The following is a 15,769-nucleotide window of genomic DNA, read 5'->3' on the forward strand; positions in this document are numbered from 1 at the left end:
CGCCGTACGGGCCGTTTCCGTTCGCGGCCGCGTGGTCGATCAGGGCTCGAACTTGTAGCCGAGACCGCGCACGGTGACGATGTAGCGCGGCTGGGAGGGCGTCTCCTCGATCTTGGCGCGCAGCCGCTTGATGTGGACGTCCAGGGTCTTGGTGTCGCCCACGTAGTCGGCGCCCCACACCCGGTCGATGAGCTGCATGCGGGTCAGCACCCGGCCCGCGTTGCGCAGCAGCACCTCCAGCAGCTCGAACTCCTTGAGCGGAAGCTGGACCGGGGCCCCGTTGACGCTGACGACGTGGCGTTCCACGTCCATGCGCACCGGACCGGCCTCCAGCACCGCCGGGGCCAGCTCCTCGACCTCGCCCTGGCGGCGCAGCACCGCGCGCATGCGGGCGATCAGCTCCCGGGTGGAGAAGGGCTTGGTCACGTAGTCGTCGGCGCCCAGCTCCAGGCCCACGACCTTGTCGACCTCGCTGTCCTTGGCGGTCAGCATGATCACCGGGACGTTGGACTTGGCGCGCAGCTCCCGGCACACCTCGGTGCCGGGCAGTCCGGGCAGCATCAGGTCGAGCAGCACGAGGTCGGCACCGTTGCGCTCGAAGATGTCCAGCGCGTCGGGCCCGGTGGCCGCCACGGCGACCTCGAAGCCCTCCTTGCGCAGGTTGTAGGAAAGTGCGTCGCTGAACGACTCCTCGTCTTCCACGACGAGCACGCGGGTCACGGTGTTGCCTCCCGGGCGTATGTCTTGGCGGGTCCCTGGACGGGCGGGGCGGCCCCCGCCGGCAGGGCAGGCGGTGCGGTCGTCACGACGTCCACGCCGGGCCCTCCGGGGTCGGTGGGGTCGGGTACACGATGGAGCCGTCGTCGGCGGGCATCGGCGGGCGGCGGGCGCCCACCCGGGCGCGCTCGCCGGACGGCGGCCCGCCGTGCAGGCCGCCCGCCCCGGTCTCGGACCGCGCGGCGCGTCCCCCGCCGAGCAGCGGCAGCCGGATGGTGAACGTCGACCCGGAGCCCTCCTTGCTCCAGACGGTCACCTCGCCGCCGTGCTTGGTGGTGACGTGCTTGACGATGGCCAGGCCGAGGCCGGTGCCGCCGGTCTGGCGGGAGCGGGCCGGGTCGACCCGGTAGAAGCGTTCGAAGATCCGTTCCAGGTCGCTCTCGGGGATGCCGATGCCCTGGTCGGTCACGTTGATCTCGACGTGCCGCTGGTCGTCGCAGCGCCGGGTGGCGACCACCACGCGGGTGTTGTCGGGGCTGTAGGCGATGGCGTTGTCGATCAGGTTGCGCAGCGCGGTGACCAGCAGCTCCTCGTCGCCGCGCACCTCAAGGCCGCGCTGCCCGCCGCTGGTCAGCTCGATGTTCTTGGAGCCGGCCTTGATCTGGCTGCGGTCCATCGCCTCGGCGATCACCTCGTCCAGCGGGACGGGGCGCAGCTCGGGCAGCGGCTCGTCGCCCTGGATGCGCGACAGCGTCATCAGGTCCTGGACGAGGTTGGTCAGCCGCACCGACTCCTGCTGCATGCGCCCGGCGAAGCGGCGCACCGCCTCGGGGTCGTCGGCGGCGCTCTCCACCGTCTCGGCCAGCAGCGACAGGGCGCCGACGGGCGTCTTGAGCTCGTGGCTGACGTTGGCGACGAAGTCGCGGCGGATCGCCTCGACGCGGCGCATCTCGGTCAGGTCCTCGGCCAGCACCAGCACCAGGCCCTGGGAGCCGAGCGGGGCCACCCGCACGGCGAACCAGCGGCCGTCGGCGCGGCCGCGCGCCCGGGACGGGCCGACCTGGATCTCGGTCTCGCGGATCTCGCCGTCGCGGCGCACCAGGCGGGCCATGGCCAGCACCTCGTCGACCATGAGGCGGTCGCCGCTGACCAGGCCGAACGCCCGGGCGGCGGAGCTGGCCCGCACGACCCGGTCCTCGGCGTCCACGACCACGCCGGACGAGCGCAGGACGCTGAGCACCGAGGCCACTCCGGGGGGCAGCACACTCTGCGGGGTCGCCGGCGGGGCGACGCGCTGGGCCCTTTCGCTCACGCGCACCGCCAATCCCGTCGTGAGCCCGATCGCGAGGCCCGCGAGCGCGGCCAGACCAGCGACAATCTCCACCTCCACACAACGGATCGTAAGTGCCATTGACGCCCGTCAGGCACCGCGGGGGTACCGGACGCGGCGGCGTTCCCCCAATGTTCACCTGGCCATTCGGCGTCGTTCATGCCCATACGGCAAGCTGTGGCGTGGGCGAGTCCGCCCGGCCGCCCGTTTCCCCGACCCGTGCCCCGACTACTCCCCTACCCCCGTCCCGGAACACGCGAGGATTTCACAAGTGCGCGACCTCTACCACGAGGAACTCGACGGCCTTTCGGACAAGCTGGTGGAGATGACCCGGCTGGTCCGTTCCGCGATGGCCCGTGCGGTGACCGCCCTGCTGGACGCCGACCTGCGGCTGTCGGAGGAGGTCATCAGCGCCGACGAGCACGTCAACAAGATCGACGCGGAGATCGAGGAGACGGTGTTCGACCTGATGGCCCGGCAGCAGCCGGTCGCCGGGGACCTGCGCACCCTGATCACCGCGCTGCGGATGAGCGGGGACCTGGAGCGGATGGGCGACCTGGCGGTGCACATCGCCAAGACGGCCCGGCGCCGCCACCCCGAGCCCGCGGTCCCGCCGGAACTGCAGGCCACCGTGCTGGAGATGGGCCAGATCGCCGAGCGCATGATCGCCAAGACCGGCAGCGTGATCGCGGCGCGGGACGTGGAGATGGGCCTCGAGCTCGACGAGGACGACAACGCCATGGACCGGCTGCACCGCAAGCTGTTCGACGTGCTGCTGTCGCCCAAGTGGAAGCACGGCGTCGAGCCCGCCGTCGACATCACCCTGGCGGGCCGCTACTTCGAGCGGTTCGCCGACCACGCCGTGCACGTGGCCGAGAACGTGGTCTACATGGTGACGGGCCAGCGCCCCGCCGAGATCGTCGACTCCTGAGCCGTCCCCTGGGGGTAACGCGAAGGCCCCGTCCCTCCGGTGGGACGGGGCCTTCGCACTGCCTGGCCCTCGCGCTGCCCGGCCCTCGCGCTGCCTGGCGCTGGCGCCGGCGGGGCGGCGGGCGGCCGTTACTTCTTGCCCTGGTTCTTGACGGCCTCGATGGCGGCCTTGGCGGCGGCCGGGTCGAGGTACTCGCCGCCGCGCTTGAGCGGGGCGAAGTCGTCGTCCAGCTCGTACACCAGCGGGATGCCGGTGGGGATGTTGAGGCCGACGATGTCCTCGTCGGAGATGTCGTCCAGGTGCTTGACCAGGGCGCGCAGCGAGTTGCCGTGCGCGGCGACCAGGACGGTGCGGCCCGCGGCCAGGTCCGGGACGATCGCGTCGTACCAGTACGGCAGCAGCCGGTCGACCACGTCGGCCAGGCACTCGGTGCGCGGGATCAGCTCGGACGGCAGGCTCGCGTAGCGCAGGTCGTTGACCTGGGACAGCGGGTCGTCGTCCTTGATCGGCGGCGGCGGGGTGTCGTAGGACCGGCGCCAGGTCATGAACTGCTTCTCGCCGAACTCCTCGCGGGTCTGCGCCTTGTTCTTGCCCTGCAGCGCGCCGTAGTGCCGCTCGTTGAGCCGCCAGGACCGGCGCACCGGGATCCACAGCAGGTCGGCCACGTCCAGCGCGATGTTCGCGGTGCGGATCGCCCGCTTCAGCATCGAGGTGTGCACCACGTCGGGCGTGATGTCGGCGTCGAGCAGCAGGTCGCCGCCCTTGGTGGCCTCGCTCTCGCCCTTGGCGGACAGGTCGACGTCCACCCACCCGGTGAACAGCCCCTCCGCGTTCCAGACGCTTTCGCCATGCCGCAGCAGTACCAGGGTCGCCATGGCATGGAAGCTTATCCGCCCGGCGTGAACAGGGGGTTATCGCGGGTCGCGGTTGGCGGGGTCGGCGAAGGAGGCGAAGGCCCGCAGGTTGGCCAGGCTCTCGCCGCGTTTGACGCGCCAGTCCCACTCACGCTGGATGGAGGTCTTGAAGCCGCGTTCCAGCGCCTTGTTGAAGTTCTCGTCGGAGTAGGTCAGCACGCAGCCGAGCAGCCGGTCGATCTCCTCGGGGGTGATCGCGCCCAGCGGCAGGCGGCCGACGAGGTGGACGTCGCCGACCTCGTCCAGGGCGAAGCTCACACCGTACATGCGGCCGTTGCGCTCCAGCAGGAAGCGGTAGAACTCGGCGTGGTTCTCGTCGGGGCGGCGGCAGAAGAACGCCTCGACGTGCAGGCTGTGGTCGCCGACGATCAGCCACGTCATGGTGGCGAGCTTGCGCTGGCCGGGCAGCCTGACGAAGAACGCGCCGTCGCGCGGCGTCTCGTACTCCAGCTCCGCCGCCCGCAGCGTCTCCTCGATCACCGACACCGGATCGGAACCTGCGGCACTCACACTGTCACCTCGGCGGGGATGCGGGACGTCGCGAACGTGGACAGTGCACCGGTATACACCTCCAGGAGGCGGTCCACGGTGGCGTCCCAGCCGAACCGCTGGGCGTGTCGCACGGCGCCGCGCGACAGGCGGGCGTGCAGTCCGGGTTCGGCCTGCAGGCGGCGCAGGACGGCGGCGTAGTCGGCGGGGTCGTGGCCCGAGATCAGCAGGCCGGACTCCCCGTCGCGCACGGCGGTGCACAGCCCGTCCACGGCGGAGGCGACGACGGGCGTGCCGCACGCCTGCGACTCCACCGCCACCAGGCCGAACGACTCGTTGTGGGACGGGACGACGGTGACGTCCGCGGCGCGGTACCAGTCGGCCAGCTCCGGCTGCGGGCAGGGCGGCTCGAAGCGCACCACGTCCGACAGGCCGAGCTCGGCGGCCAGGGAGTGCAGTTCCTCGGGACGGCACCGGGCGCTGCCGCTGGGGCCGCCCACCACGGCGACGACCAGCCGTCCGCGCAGGCGCGGCTCGTCGGCGAGCATCCGCGCGGCGGCGCGCAGCAGCACGTCCGGCGCCTTGAGCGGCTGGATGCGGCCGACGAACAGCAGGACGTAGGCGTCGCGCGGCAGCCCGAGGCGGCGCCGGGCGGGGCCGGTGCGGTGCGGCAGCAGCCCGCGGGCCAGCGCGGCCCCCGGCCGGAAGACCGACAGGTCCACGCCGGGCGTGACGACCTCCACCTGCGACGGCGCCGCCCCGTACAGCCGGGTGAGCTGGCCGGCCTCCTTGGCGGTGTTGGCGACGAGCCGGTCGGCGGTCTGGACGATCTGCTCCTCGCCGAGGACGCGGTCCCGGGGCTCGGGCGCGTCGCCGTCGGCCAGCGCGGCGTTCTTGACCTTGGCCATGGTGTGCATCGAGTGCACCAGCGGCACGCCCCACCGGCGTTTGGCGGCCCATCCGGGCTGGCCGGACAGCCAGTAGTGGGTGTGCAGGAGGTCGTAGTGGCCGGGGTCGTGGTCGGCCTCGGCGCGCAGCACCTCGGTGGTGAAGCCGCACAGGTGGCGGGGCAGTTCGTTCTTGTCCAGCTCCTCGAACGGCCCGGCGATGACGTTGCGGACCACGACGCCGGGCGCCAGCTCGACGACGGGCGGGAGCGCGCGCGAGGTGGCGCGGGTGAAGATGTCGACCTCGACGCCGCGTGCCGCGAGCCGCTTGGCGACCTCCACGACGTAGACGTTCATGCCGCCCGCGTCTCCGGTACCGGGCTGGTCGAGAGGGGACGTGTGAACGCTGATCGTCGCAACCCGGTTGATTCGACGCGGCACCGGACACCACCTCCGCTACTGCAACCTATCCACCCGCTTCAGGTGTTCCCGGGCGGCGGTCCCCAACCGCTTCGGCACCGGTCGTGATCAACCTCACCTGCCGGTACGCGCCCCGTCCCCGGCGGTGCGCGGCCCCGTCGTGCCTGGAAAGCTGGGCGCATGCGTAAGACGGCGGTAGTGACCGGAGCAAGCAGCGGTATCGGAGCGGCCACGGCCAGGCGGCTGGCCGCCGAGGGGTTCAACGTGGTGCTGGCGGCGCGGCGGCGCGACCGGCTGGACGCCCTGGCCAAGGAGATCGCCGAGAACGTGCCGGGCGCGGGCCGGACGGCCGCGGTGACGTTGGACGTGACCTCCCAGGAGTCCGTGGACGCCCTGGCCGCGGCGGTCGACGCGTGCCACGTGCTGGTCAACAACGCCGGCGGCGCGATCGGGCTGGAGCCGGTGGCCGAGGCCGACCCGGACGACTGGGCCCGCATGTACGACGTCAACGTGCTGGGGCTGCTGCGGGTCACCAAGGCGCTGCTGCCCAAGCTGATCGCCGGCGGCGACGGGCACGTGGTCAACATCACCTCCCTGGCCGCGCACCAGCCGTACGAGGGCGGCGCGGGCTACAACGCGGCCAAGTTCGGCGCCTACGCGGTGAACGAGGTCATGCGCCTGGAACTGGTGGGCGAGCCGGTGCGGATCACCGAGATCGCGCCGGGCATGGTGAAGACGGAGGAGTTCTCCCTGGTGCGCTTCCGCGGCGACGCGGAGAAGGCCGAGCGGACCTACGCGGGCGTCGCGGAGCCCCTGGTGGCCGAGGACGTGGCCGACTGCGTGGCGTGGGTGGTGACGCGTCCCTCGCACGTCAACATCGACCGCATCGACGTCCAGCCCCGCGCCCAGGCCACCGCCCACAAGGTCCACCGGGTCTGAGCGCGCGGGATCTCACGGGGCGGGCGCCACGGCCGACCAGGGGAGGGTGAGCTCGCCCAGCCGCCAGCGCGCCCGGCCCCCGTGGGGCGGGTGGACGAGCACCGGGTGGGTGCGGGCCAGGAGCCGGACGGCCTCGATCCAGCGGGCGCGGGGGCCGAACGCCGAGTGGGGTGCCGCCATCGCCCAGCAGTGGTCGAAGGCGGTGAGCAGCGCGTGCACCCGTTCGCCGGGCACGTTGCGGTGGATCAGCGTCTTGGGGAGGCGTTCGGCCAGGTCGGAGGGGCGGTCCAGGGACGTCACGTGCGCCGCGAACGTGATCGTCTGCGGTCGGCCGCCGCGCAGCGTCACCCAGACGGCGCGGCGGCCGATCTCGTCGCAGGTGCCCTCGACCAGGACGCCGCCGGGCGCCAGGCGCGCGGACAGTTCGTCCCACGCCTGCCAGGCCGCGGCCTCCTCGTACTGCCGCAGGACGTTGAAGGCGCGGACGAGCACGGGCGGCCGCTCGACGGGCAGTTCGAAGCCGCCGCGCCGGAACGACAGCCCCTCGTAACGGCCGGGGGCGTTGTCCAGGAAGGCCAGTCCCGCGGCGACGCGCTCCGGCTCGATCTCGATGCCGACGACCTCCGCCCGCGGGGACACCCGCCGCAGCCGCGTGTACAGCTCGACCGTGGTGACGGGCGACGCGCCGTAGCCGAGGTCGACGACGAGGGGGCGCGGGCCGGTGCGCAGGGGGCCGGTCTGGGTGGCGGTGATCCAGCGGTCGATGCGGCGCAGCCGGTTGGGGGCGGTGGTGCCCCGGGTGACCTCTCCCCGGGGCTTGGTCGTGCGGGGGGCCACTCAGTGATTGTGCCGTGTGCCTGGGCGTGCGCAGGTCGTTGCCACTATCGGCCACGTCGCCCGGCGGCCATCTGTTGATTACCCGGCGCTCGTCGGCCACCGTCAGGGTTGCGTCGGTCAAGATCCCCGATCCCCCCGCCGGAGGTCGCCGTGAGCCGGGTGTCCCGTCGTTCGTTCCTGGGCCTGTCGTTCGCGGCGGCGGTGACCTGGTCGGTCGGGGAGGTGGTGCCCGCCGCGGCCGGGTCCCCCGACACGGTGGCGCGGCTCTTCCAGATTCGCGGGGCGCGGCGGGCCGAGGAGGTGTTCCCGCAAAGCGTGGCGTCGGGCGACCCGTCGCCGGACGGGGCCGTGCTGTGGACGCGGGTGGCGCCGGACGCGGCGCGGGCGACGCCGAGCGTGGCGTACGAGATCGCGGCCGACGAGACGTTCGGCACCCCGCTGGTGCGGGGCGTGGCCACCGCCGAGGAGAGCCGCGACTTCACGGTCAAGGTGCGGGTCTCGGCCAAGGCGCTGCGGCCGTGGCAGACCTACTACTACCGGTTCATCGTCGGCGGCACCGCGAGCCGGACGGGACGGTTCCGTACCCTGCCCGCGCCCGGGGCGTCCCTGGGCGGCCTGCGCTTCGGCTACATCTCCTGCCAGGACTACACCAACGGCTACTACACGGCGCTGCGGCACCTGGCCCAGGAGGACGTCGACTTCATCGTCCATCTCGGCGACTACATCTACGAGACCACGGGCGATCCCAGCTTCCAGGGCGCCCAGGTCCGCACGATCGAGCTGCCCAGCGGCCGCACCCGGGCCGAGACCCTGGACGACTACCGCGCGCTCTACAAGGTGTACCGGTCCGACCCGGATCTGCAGCGCCTGCACGAGCGTTTCGCGATGATCCAGATCTGGGACGACCACGAGTTCGCCAACGACTCCTACGGCGCCTACGACACCGACACCGAGGACGAGCAGGCCAACTACGCGCCGGACCGGAAGCTCGCGGCGGTGCGGGCGTGGTCGGAGTTCTCCACGGCGGGCGCGCGGTTCGACCCGTCCGGCGGACCCCTGGGCGCGATCACGATCTACCGGACGCTGCGCTTCGGCGGGCTGATGGACCTGGTGCTGACGGACGAGCGCACGTACCGCAGCAAGCCGCCGTGCGGGCTGCGCGAGTTCTTCGACCGCTACCTGTCGGCGGGCTGCGCGGAGCGGCTGAACCCGGCGCGCACGATGCTCGGCGACCGGCAGCGGGAGTGGTTCGTGGACCAGGTCACCTCGTCCTCCGCCACCTGGAAGGTGTGGGGCAACGAGGTGATGTGCATGCAGCTCAAGCTGCTGGACATCTACGTGAAGCAACTGTTCCCACAAGTCAAGGCGCAACAGGAGGCGCGGCGGAACGCCCGCTCGCTGCTCGACGGACGGTTCGAGGTGTTCCTCAACCTGGACCAGTGGGACGGCTTCCCGGCCGAGCGCACGCGGATCCTGTCGGCGTTCCGCGACGTGGAGAACCTCGTCACGATCACCGGTGACCTGCACTCGTTCGGCGCCGGGTATCTGCGGCCCGACTTCGACAACCCCCTGCAGCGGCCGGTCGGCGTGAGCCTGCTGGGCGGTTCGGTCACCTCGTCCAACCTGACGGAGATGGCCACGTTCGGGCAGGGCGGGCTGCTGGTGCCGCCCGAGACCGACCTGACGTGGGCGCTGCGCGGCAGCAACCCGCACCTGGAGTACTTCAACTCGGCGGCGCACGGCTACGTGGTCATGGACGTCACCCCGGCGGGCATCACGGCGACCATGAAGGCGGTGCGGTCGATCCGTTCGGCGGCGACGCCGGAGCTGCTCACGCTGCGCACGTTCCGCGTCGGTGAGGGCACGACGCGGCTGGAGACCGTCGACCGGGGCACCCGGGCGCTGGGCAACGCGGGCCGCTGAGCAGCAATCGCCGTAACTGAATGAGATTCGGTAAGTGTTCGGTTACGGTGATCTCCTGGAGCGTGTGCGAAGGGAGTGCCGATGCCCCAGCCGATGCCGCAGCTCGACCTGGCGACCCTGCACGAGGCGATCGCCGCCGCGGTGCCCGACCGCGAGTGCGTGGTGTGGCGCGACGGCAGGCGCACCTGGGCCGAGGTCGCCGAACGGACGCGGCGGCTGGCGCACGTCCTGCACGCCCACGGCCTCGGCGTCCGGGGCAAGGCCGCCCACCCGTGGGAGTCGCCGCACGACCACCTGGCGCTCTACCTGCACAACGGGCCCGAGTACCTGGAAGGGCTGCTGGGCGCGCACAAGGCCCGCGTCGCGCCGTTCAACGTCAACTACCGGTACGTCGACGACGAGCTGGCGCAGCTGTTCGGCGACGCCCGCCCCCGCGCCATCCTCTACCACGCGTGCTTCGCCCCCGTGATCGCGCGCGTGGCCCAACGGCTCGACCGGCCCCCGCTGCTGCTCCAGGTGCGCGACGGCTCCGGCACGCCTCTCGCGCCCGGCGCGCTGGACTACGAGACCGCGCTGGCCGAGGCCCCCGCGACCCCGCTCGACGGCGTCCACCCCGACCCCGGCGACCTGCACATCCTCTACACGGGCGGGACGACCGGGCTGCCCAAGGGCGTGCTGTGGCGGATCGGCGACCTGATGACCGGCCCGCTCGGCCTGGCCCGCCGCGACGGGACGCCCATCACCGACCTGGACGAGGCCGTCGAACGGGCGAGGCGCGCCCGGCAGCGGGTGCTGGTCGGCCCGCCGCTGATGCACGGCGGCGGCACGTGGTCGGCGCTGGGCGCCTGGTGCGGCGGCGCCTGCGTGGTGTTCCCCGGCCGGGTCGACGGGCTGGACGCCGCCGACCTGGTGGCCACGGCCGCGCGCGAACGCGTCACCCGGATGCCGGTGGTCGGCGACGCGTTCGCCCGGCCCATCCTGGCGGAGCTGGAACGCGGCGGCGTCGAGCTGCCCGAGCTGCGCACGCTGCTGAACTCGGCCGCCGCGATCAGCACGGACGTCAAGCGGCGGCTGCTGGAGCGGCTGCCGCACGCGCGGATCGTGGACGTGCTGGGGTCCTCGGAGTCGGGGTTCCAGGTGACCCGGCGCGGCGCCGCCGACGGCCCGTTCGTCCCGACGCCGGACGCCCGGGTGCTGAGCGCCGACCGAACCCGCCGCCTGTCCCCCGGCGAGGACGAGCTGGGCTGGCTGGCCAAGACCGGCACGATCCCGCTCGGCTACCTGGGCGACCCGGAGCGCACCGCCGCCACCTTCCGCACCGTGGACGGCGAACGCGTCGTCATCGCCGGCGACCGGGCCCGGCTGCTGGCCGACGGGACGGTCGAGGTGCACGGCCGCGAGGCCACCACGATCAACACCGGCGGGGAGAAGGTGTTCGCCGAGGAGGTGGAAGGGGTGCTGCGCAACCTGCCGGGCGTGCTGGACGCCCTGGTCGTGGGACGTCCCAGCGAGCGGTGGGGCACCGAGATCGTCGCCGTCCTGCGCGTGGCCGGCGACCGGGACGGCGATGGCCCCGACGACGCGGAGCTGCGCGCCGGATGCGCCCGCCACCTGGCCCGGTACAAGATCCCCAAAGCGTTCGCGCGAACGCGGCGCAGCCTGCGCCTGCCCAACGGCAAGGCCGACTACGCCGCCGCCCGCGCCCTGGCCGCCGACGCCTGACGCCCCGTGCTCACGGGCTCGGGTGCTCAGCCGTCACCGACGGCCTTGCCGAACGCCTCGTAGGCGTCCGGCGTGAACAGCACGAACCGCACGTCCTGCACGGTGGTGGCCGTGGCGCGGACGGTGCGCACCGCGATGCGCGCCGCGTCCTCCATGGGCCAGCCGTAGATCCCGGCCGACACCGCGGGGAACGCGACCGACCGCACGCCCAGCTGGTCGGCGACGCGCAGCGACTCGCGGTAGCAGGACGCCAGCAGCTCCGACCGGTCCTCGGAGGCCGAGTAGACGGGCCCGACCGTGTGGATCACCCAGCGGGCGGGCAGCCGTCCGGCGGTGGTCGCCACGGCCTGCCCCGTCGGCAGGCCCCCGCAGTACTGGGAGGCGCGCAGCCTGCGGCACTCCTCCAGGATCTCCGGGCCGCCCTTGCGGTGGATGGCCCCGTCGACTCCGCCCCCGCCGAGCAGGGACGAGTTGGCCGCGTTCACCACCGCGTCCACCTGCTGCTCGGTGATGTCTCCCTGAACCAGCGTGATCTGCATCGACCGTCACCTCCCCGCGTACGATCTCATTCCCGCCGCGCCGCGTCGCGTCCCCCGAAAACTCAGTCGTCGTCGCGGGAGTCGTCGCCGGAGTCGTCGCGGGAGTCGTCGTCGGAGTCGTCGTCGGAGTCGTCGTCGGCCTGGGAGTCGTCGGCGACGACCTTGCCGGTGGCGGCGTCCACGTGCAGTTCGCGCTCGCGGCCGTCCTGCCCGGTGATGTCGACCTCCCACACCGGCTGCGCGGCGCGGTGCTCGAACTCCACCGAGGTCACCACGCCGGGCGCGGACCGCGACGCGGCCCCGGCGGCCCGCACCGCGTCGATCTTCGCGGACTGCAGCGCCCGCGCCTGCGCCGGGCGGCCGGACGCGCCGTCGTGCTCCTTGCGGTCGTCCCGGTCGTCGCCGTCGTCGCCGTCCTCGGGACGGTCCACGTGGTTGGAGACCACCCGGCCGTCGCCGGCGTCGACGCGCAGGTCGCGCCAGACGCCGTCGCCCGCCAGCACGTCGGCCTCCCACAGGGCCCGGCCGTCGTCGTCCAGCTCCAGGCTCTCGATCCGGCCGCCCGGCACCGCCTTCAGTGCGGCGTCGGCGGCCTGCGCGTACCCGATGCGCGGGGCGCGCGGCGCCGTGTCGTCGTCGTCCCCGCCGGCGGCGAACGCGGCGGCCGTCCCGCCGGCGGCGAGCACGCCCGCGGTGAGCCCGGCGACCAGCAGGCCGCGGCCCGACAGCACCTTCCTGGCGAAACCCATGAATTCCTCCCGTCGTTCGCGGCGGCTCCGGTCGGCCGCCTCCGACGGGTACCACGCTGGCAACCCGACCTGTAGCGCTCCTGAACCAACCTGAAATCCTCTTCAGGTGGCTCTGGCAGCCTGAGGGGCATGCGCCTGCTCATCGTGGAGGACGAGAAACGGCTGGCCGACGCGCTGGCGCGCGGGCTGGCCGCCGAGGGCTTCGCGGTGGACGTGGCGTACGACGGCGTCACCGGCCTGGACCGGGCGGTCGCGCACGACTACGACCTGATCGTGCTGGACGTGATGCTGCCCGGACTGAACGGCTACCGGGTGTGCGCGCGGCTGCGGGCGGCGGGCGACGACACCCCGATCCTCATGCTGACCGCCAAGGACGGCGAGTACGACGAGGCCGAGGGCCTGGACACCGGCGCCGACGACTACCTGACCAAGCCGTTCTCCTACGTGGTGCTGCTGGCCCGTATCCGGGCGCTGCTGCGGCGCCGCACGCGCGGCGGCTCCCCCGCGATCGTGCTGGGCGACCTCACCGTCGACCAGGCCGCCCGGCGGGTGACGCGCGGCGGCACGGAGGTGGAGCTGACCGCCAAGGAGTTCGCGGTGCTGGAGCAGCTCGCGGTGAACGCGGGCCGGGTGGTGTCGAAACAGCAGATCATCGAGCACGTGTGGGACTTCGCCTACGACGGCGATCCCAACATCGTGGAGGTGTACGTCAGCGCGCTGCGCCGCAAGCTGGACGCCCCGTTCGGCCGCCGGTCGATCACGACGGTGCGGGGCGCCGGATACCGCCTGGCCACCGACGGCGGCGCCCCGCGCACACCGGACGGGGGCGGCTGACCGTGCGGTTCTTCGACTCGGTACGCGCCCGCACGACGCTGGGGGCGACCGCCGTGGTCGCGGCGGCGCTGGTGGCCGCCGGGCTGGCGGTCGTGCTGCTGCTGCGCGCCAACCTCGCCGGCAGGGCCGACCTGCAGGCCGAGGTGACCGCGCGCGAGATCGCCTCGCACCTGGCCACCGGCACGCCGTTCGACCGCCTCGAACTCGACGACGGCGATGAGCATCCCGTCCAGGTCGTGGACGCGTTGGGCCGCGTGCGGGCGGTGAGCGAGGACCTGACGGCCATCACGGGCACCGGCACGAGCGAGGTACGGCCCGGCGCCACGGCGAGCGCGCCCCCCACCCACCACGACGACGCCGACGATCAAGGGGACGACGACCACGGCGACGACGACACGCCCGGACGCGGCCAGGTCTCCGGGGACGTGAGCCACTCCACCGGCACCGCCACCGTGGACGGGCACACCGCCGACTACCGGTTCGCCGCCGTCCAGGCCACCACGCCCGCCGGGGAGACCGTCACCGTCTACGCGGGCGCGGGGCTGCAGACCACGCGCGACGCCGTCGGCACGGTGGCGCGCGCGATGCTGGTGGGCCTGCCCGCGCTGCTGATCGTGGTCGCGGTGGTGACGTGGCTGGTGACGCGGCGGGCGCTGCGTCCGGTGGAGGCCATCCGCGGGGAGCTGGCGGAGATCACCGCGTCCGGGGACCTGGCCCGGCGCGTCCCGCTGCCTCGGTCGCGCGACGAGGTCGCCCACCTCGCGGCCACCACCAACGAGACGCTGGCGGCGCTGGAGCGGTCGGTGGCGCGGCAGCGCGGGTTCGTCGCCGACGCCTCCCACGAGCTGCGCAGCCCGATCGCGTCGCTGCGCACCCAGCTGGAGGTGGCCGCCGCGCATCCGGAGCTGCTGGACGTCCAGGGGCTGACCGACGACGTCATCCGGCTCCAGCACCTGGCCGCCGACCTGCTGCTGCTCGCCCGCCTGGACGCCGGGGACCGGCCCGTCGAGGCGAAACCGGTGGACCTCGCCGCGCTGGTCGGCGAGGAGCTGCGCCGCCGTCCCGCCGGCGGGCGCGACCTGGCCGTGCACGCCGACGTGGCCGGCGACGCGCCACCGGTCATGGGCGGCCGCACCCGCCTGGCCCGGGTGCTGTCCAACCTGCTCGACAACGCCGAACGGCACGCCGAGTCGGCGATCCGCGTGTCGCTGGCCGCGTCCGCGGACGGCACGCGGGCGGTGCTGCGCGTCGCCGACGACGGCCCGGGAGTGCCGCCGGACGACCGCGAGCGGATCTTCGAACGGTTCGTCCGGCTGGACGACGCGCGCAGCCGCGACGACGGCGGCGCCGGGCTCGGCCTGGCCATCGCCCGCGACCTGGTGCGCGCGCACGGCGGCACGCTGACCGTCGGCGAGGCGCCGGGCGGCGGCGCGCTGTTCGAAGTTCAACTACCGGGAACGAGAGATACCTGAAAAGCTGGGGTCGATCCGCGTGCCGCGCGCGCGGCCGGGGTGACATTCGCCGCATCATCGACGTGGGACAGCGACCGAACCGACGGCCGGACCGGCACCGCAGGCCACCGGTCCGTCAGGCGGAGGCGAAACGTCGTGCGATGCCGCATTATCCTGCCGTGGTGACGACCACAACGGCGTGAATGTCGTGGAGGTACCCCCCTTGAAGATCTTTGTCGCCGGTGCCACCGGGGTTGTCGGGCGCCGGCTGGTCCCGATGCTCGTGCAGGCGGGCCACGAGGTCACCGGGACGACCCGGCGGCCGGAGCGCGCCCGGTCCCTCGCCGACCAGCACGCCACGCCCGTCGTCGTGGACGTCTACGACGCCGGCGCGCTGCGCGAGGCCGTCCTGGCCGCGCGGCCCGACGTGATCGTCCACCAGCTCACCGACCTGGCCGACGAGGACTTCGAGGCCAACTCCCGGCTGCGGGTGGAGGGCACCCGCAACCTGGTGGCGGCGGCGCGGGCCGCCGACGTGGAGGTCATGGTCGCGCAGAGCATCGCCTGGCTGTACGTGCCGGGGACGCGTCCGGCCGTGGAGACCGACCCGCTGGACCCGACCCTGCCCCCGCACGCGGGCATCGCCCCGCTGGAGGAGGCGGTCGGCACCATGCCGCGCGGGGTGGTGCTGCGGTACGGGGCGCTGTACGGCCCGGGCACCTGGTACGCGCCGGGCGGCGCGATCGCCGAGCGGGTGCGGGCGGGCAACCTGCGGCAGAACCCGGGGTGGACCTCGTTCGTGCACGTCGACGACGCCGCCTCGGCCGCGCTGGCGGCGCTGGACTGGCCGGCGGGCCCGGTGAACATCGTCGACGACGAGCCCGCCACGACGGCCGAGTGGCTGCCGGTCTACAGCGCGGCGCTGGGCGCCCCGACGCCGGGCACGGCGCGGCACGCCGCCGCGATCGGCCGTCCGGTGTCCAACGCCAAGGCCAAGAAGCTGGGCTGGAAGCCGAGCGTGGCCACCTGGCGGGACGGCTTCACCGAGATGAGCTGATCCCGCGGTCCGGCGCCCGTCTCGGGGGCG

Annotated in this window: 15 protein-coding genes; 7 read left to right on the forward strand and 8 right to left on the reverse strand. The window is 73.4% G+C overall.

The genetic code is table 11. From position 1 onward, the window contains the following. Positions 1 to 39: 39 nt before the first annotated feature. Complete coding sequence (locus ABD811_RS36705) at positions 40 to 711, reverse strand: winged helix-turn-helix domain-containing protein (protein WP_486303621.1); 672 nt, start codon at positions 709 to 711, stop codon at positions 40 to 42. A 91-nt stretch (positions 712 to 802) separates the two neighbouring features. After that, entirely contained in the window at positions 803 to 2,107 is a 1,305-nt protein-coding gene (locus ABD811_RS36710) for a sensor histidine kinase (RefSeq protein WP_344957001.1), read from the reverse strand. Between the two features lie 211 nt (positions 2,108 to 2,318). Between ABD811_RS36710 and phoU the strand changes: the two genes are divergently transcribed. Continuing rightward, positions 2,319 to 2,978: a phosphate signaling complex protein PhoU gene (phoU, locus tag ABD811_RS36715; RefSeq protein ID WP_344957004.1), complete on the forward strand. Its 660-nt coding sequence runs from the start codon at positions 2,319 to 2,321 to the stop codon at positions 2,976 to 2,978. Between the two features lie 128 nt (positions 2,979 to 3,106). Here phoU and ABD811_RS36720 read toward each other — a convergent pair whose 3' ends face one another. The 3 genes from ABD811_RS36720 to mshA are packed head-to-tail and all read right to left on the reverse strand — an operon-like array spanning position 3,107 to position 5,709. Further along, entirely contained in the window at positions 3,107 to 3,853 is a 747-nt protein-coding gene (locus tag ABD811_RS36720) for a phosphoglyceromutase (protein ID WP_344957007.1), read from the reverse strand. Positions 3,854 to 3,889: 36 nt separating this feature from the next. Continuing rightward, on the reverse strand, positions 3,890 to 4,402 hold the full coding sequence (locus tag ABD811_RS36725; protein ID WP_344957009.1) for a type III secretion system chaperone family protein: 513 nt from the start codon (positions 4,400 to 4,402) through the stop codon (positions 3,890 to 3,892). Beyond that, positions 4,399 to 5,709 carry a D-inositol-3-phosphate glycosyltransferase gene (mshA, locus tag ABD811_RS36730; protein WP_344957011.1) on the reverse strand — a complete coding sequence of 437 codons (1,311 nt, stop codon included), beginning with the start codon at positions 5,707 to 5,709 and terminating at the stop codon, positions 4,399 to 4,401. Before mshA ends, ABD811_RS36725 begins: the two co-directional genes overlap by 4 nt. Positions 5,710 to 5,868: 159 nt before the next feature. Between mshA and ABD811_RS36735 the strand changes: the two genes are divergently transcribed. Beyond that, entirely contained in the window at positions 5,869 to 6,627 is a 759-nt protein-coding gene (locus tag ABD811_RS36735; RefSeq protein WP_344957013.1) for an SDR family NAD(P)-dependent oxidoreductase, read from the forward strand. A gap of 12 nt (positions 6,628 to 6,639) precedes the next feature. Here ABD811_RS36735 and ABD811_RS36740 read toward each other — a convergent pair whose 3' ends face one another. Further along, positions 6,640 to 7,464, reverse strand: coding sequence for a class I SAM-dependent methyltransferase (locus ABD811_RS36740; protein WP_344957016.1), 825 nt, complete (start codon positions 7,462 to 7,464; stop codon positions 6,640 to 6,642). A 150-nt stretch (positions 7,465 to 7,614) separates the two neighbouring features. Between ABD811_RS36740 and ABD811_RS36745 the strand changes: the two genes are divergently transcribed. Both ABD811_RS36745 and ABD811_RS36750 read left to right on the forward strand, forming a co-directional pair. Then, a complete protein-coding gene (locus tag ABD811_RS36745) occupies positions 7,615 to 9,387 on the forward strand; it encodes an alkaline phosphatase D family protein (protein WP_344957018.1) in 1,773 nt (590 codons plus the stop codon). Between the two features lie 81 nt (positions 9,388 to 9,468). Next, the gene (locus ABD811_RS36750; protein WP_344957020.1) at positions 9,469 to 11,109 is read left to right on the forward strand and encodes an AMP-binding protein; all 1,641 of its coding nucleotides are present in this window, start codon (positions 9,469 to 9,471) and stop codon (positions 11,107 to 11,109) included. A gap of 26 nt (positions 11,110 to 11,135) precedes the next feature. On the opposite strand, the gene ABD811_RS36755 is transcribed toward ABD811_RS36750, so the two are convergent. Beyond that, a complete protein-coding gene (locus tag ABD811_RS36755) occupies positions 11,136 to 11,648 on the reverse strand; it encodes an O-acetyl-ADP-ribose deacetylase (RefSeq protein ID WP_344957022.1) in 513 nt (170 codons plus the stop codon). Between the two features lie 62 nt (positions 11,649 to 11,710). Then, positions 11,711 to 12,397 carry a PepSY domain-containing protein gene (locus tag ABD811_RS36760; protein WP_344957024.1) on the reverse strand — a complete coding sequence of 229 codons (687 nt, stop codon included), beginning with the start codon at positions 12,395 to 12,397 and terminating at the stop codon, positions 11,711 to 11,713. A 129-nt stretch (positions 12,398 to 12,526) separates the two neighbouring features. Here ABD811_RS36760 and ABD811_RS36765 point away from each other — a divergent pair, with 129 nt between their 5' ends. From ABD811_RS36765 to ABD811_RS36775, 3 genes are all read left to right on the forward strand, one after another. Next, positions 12,527 to 13,231: a response regulator transcription factor gene (locus ABD811_RS36765; RefSeq protein WP_344957026.1), complete on the forward strand. Its 705-nt coding sequence runs from the start codon at positions 12,527 to 12,529 to the stop codon at positions 13,229 to 13,231. A 2-nt stretch (positions 13,232 to 13,233) separates the two neighbouring features. Continuing rightward, a complete protein-coding gene (locus ABD811_RS36770; RefSeq protein WP_344957028.1) occupies positions 13,234 to 14,703 on the forward strand; it encodes a sensor histidine kinase in 1,470 nt (489 codons plus the stop codon). Positions 14,704 to 14,905: 202 nt separating this feature from the next. Next, positions 14,906 to 15,739, forward strand: a complete 834-nt coding sequence (locus ABD811_RS36775) for an NAD-dependent epimerase/dehydratase family protein (RefSeq protein ID WP_344957030.1) — start codon at positions 14,906 to 14,908, stop codon at positions 15,737 to 15,739. Positions 15,740 to 15,769: the final 30 nt, after the last annotated feature.

Origin of the sequence: Actinomadura miaoliensis (genome assembly GCF_039536785.1) — a bacterium.
Taxonomy (GTDB): domain Bacteria; phylum Actinomycetota; class Actinomycetes; order Streptosporangiales; family Streptosporangiaceae; genus Spirillospora; species Spirillospora miaoliensis.

Excerpts from the sequence above, each read along its gene's own strand:
- ABD811_RS36720 (WP_344957007.1), bottom strand. The coding sequence starts at position 3,853 with ATGGCGACCCTGGTACTGCTGCGGCATGGCGAAAGCGTCTGGAACGCG.
- ABD811_RS36735 (WP_344957013.1), top strand. The coding sequence starts at position 5,869 with ATGCGTAAGACGGCGGTAGTGACCGGAGCAAGCAGCGGTATCGGAGCG.
- ABD811_RS36750 (WP_344957020.1), top strand. The coding sequence starts at position 9,469 with ATGCCCCAGCCGATGCCGCAGCTCGACCTGGCGACCCTGCACGAGGCG.
- ABD811_RS36755 (WP_344957022.1), bottom strand. The coding sequence starts at position 11,648 with ATGCAGATCACGCTGGTTCAGGGAGACATCACCGAGCAGCAGGTGGAC.
- ABD811_RS36760 (WP_344957024.1), bottom strand. The coding sequence starts at position 12,397 with ATGGGTTTCGCCAGGAAGGTGCTGTCGGGCCGCGGCCTGCTGGTCGCC.
- ABD811_RS36765 (WP_344957026.1), top strand. The coding sequence starts at position 12,527 with ATGCGCCTGCTCATCGTGGAGGACGAGAAACGGCTGGCCGACGCGCTG.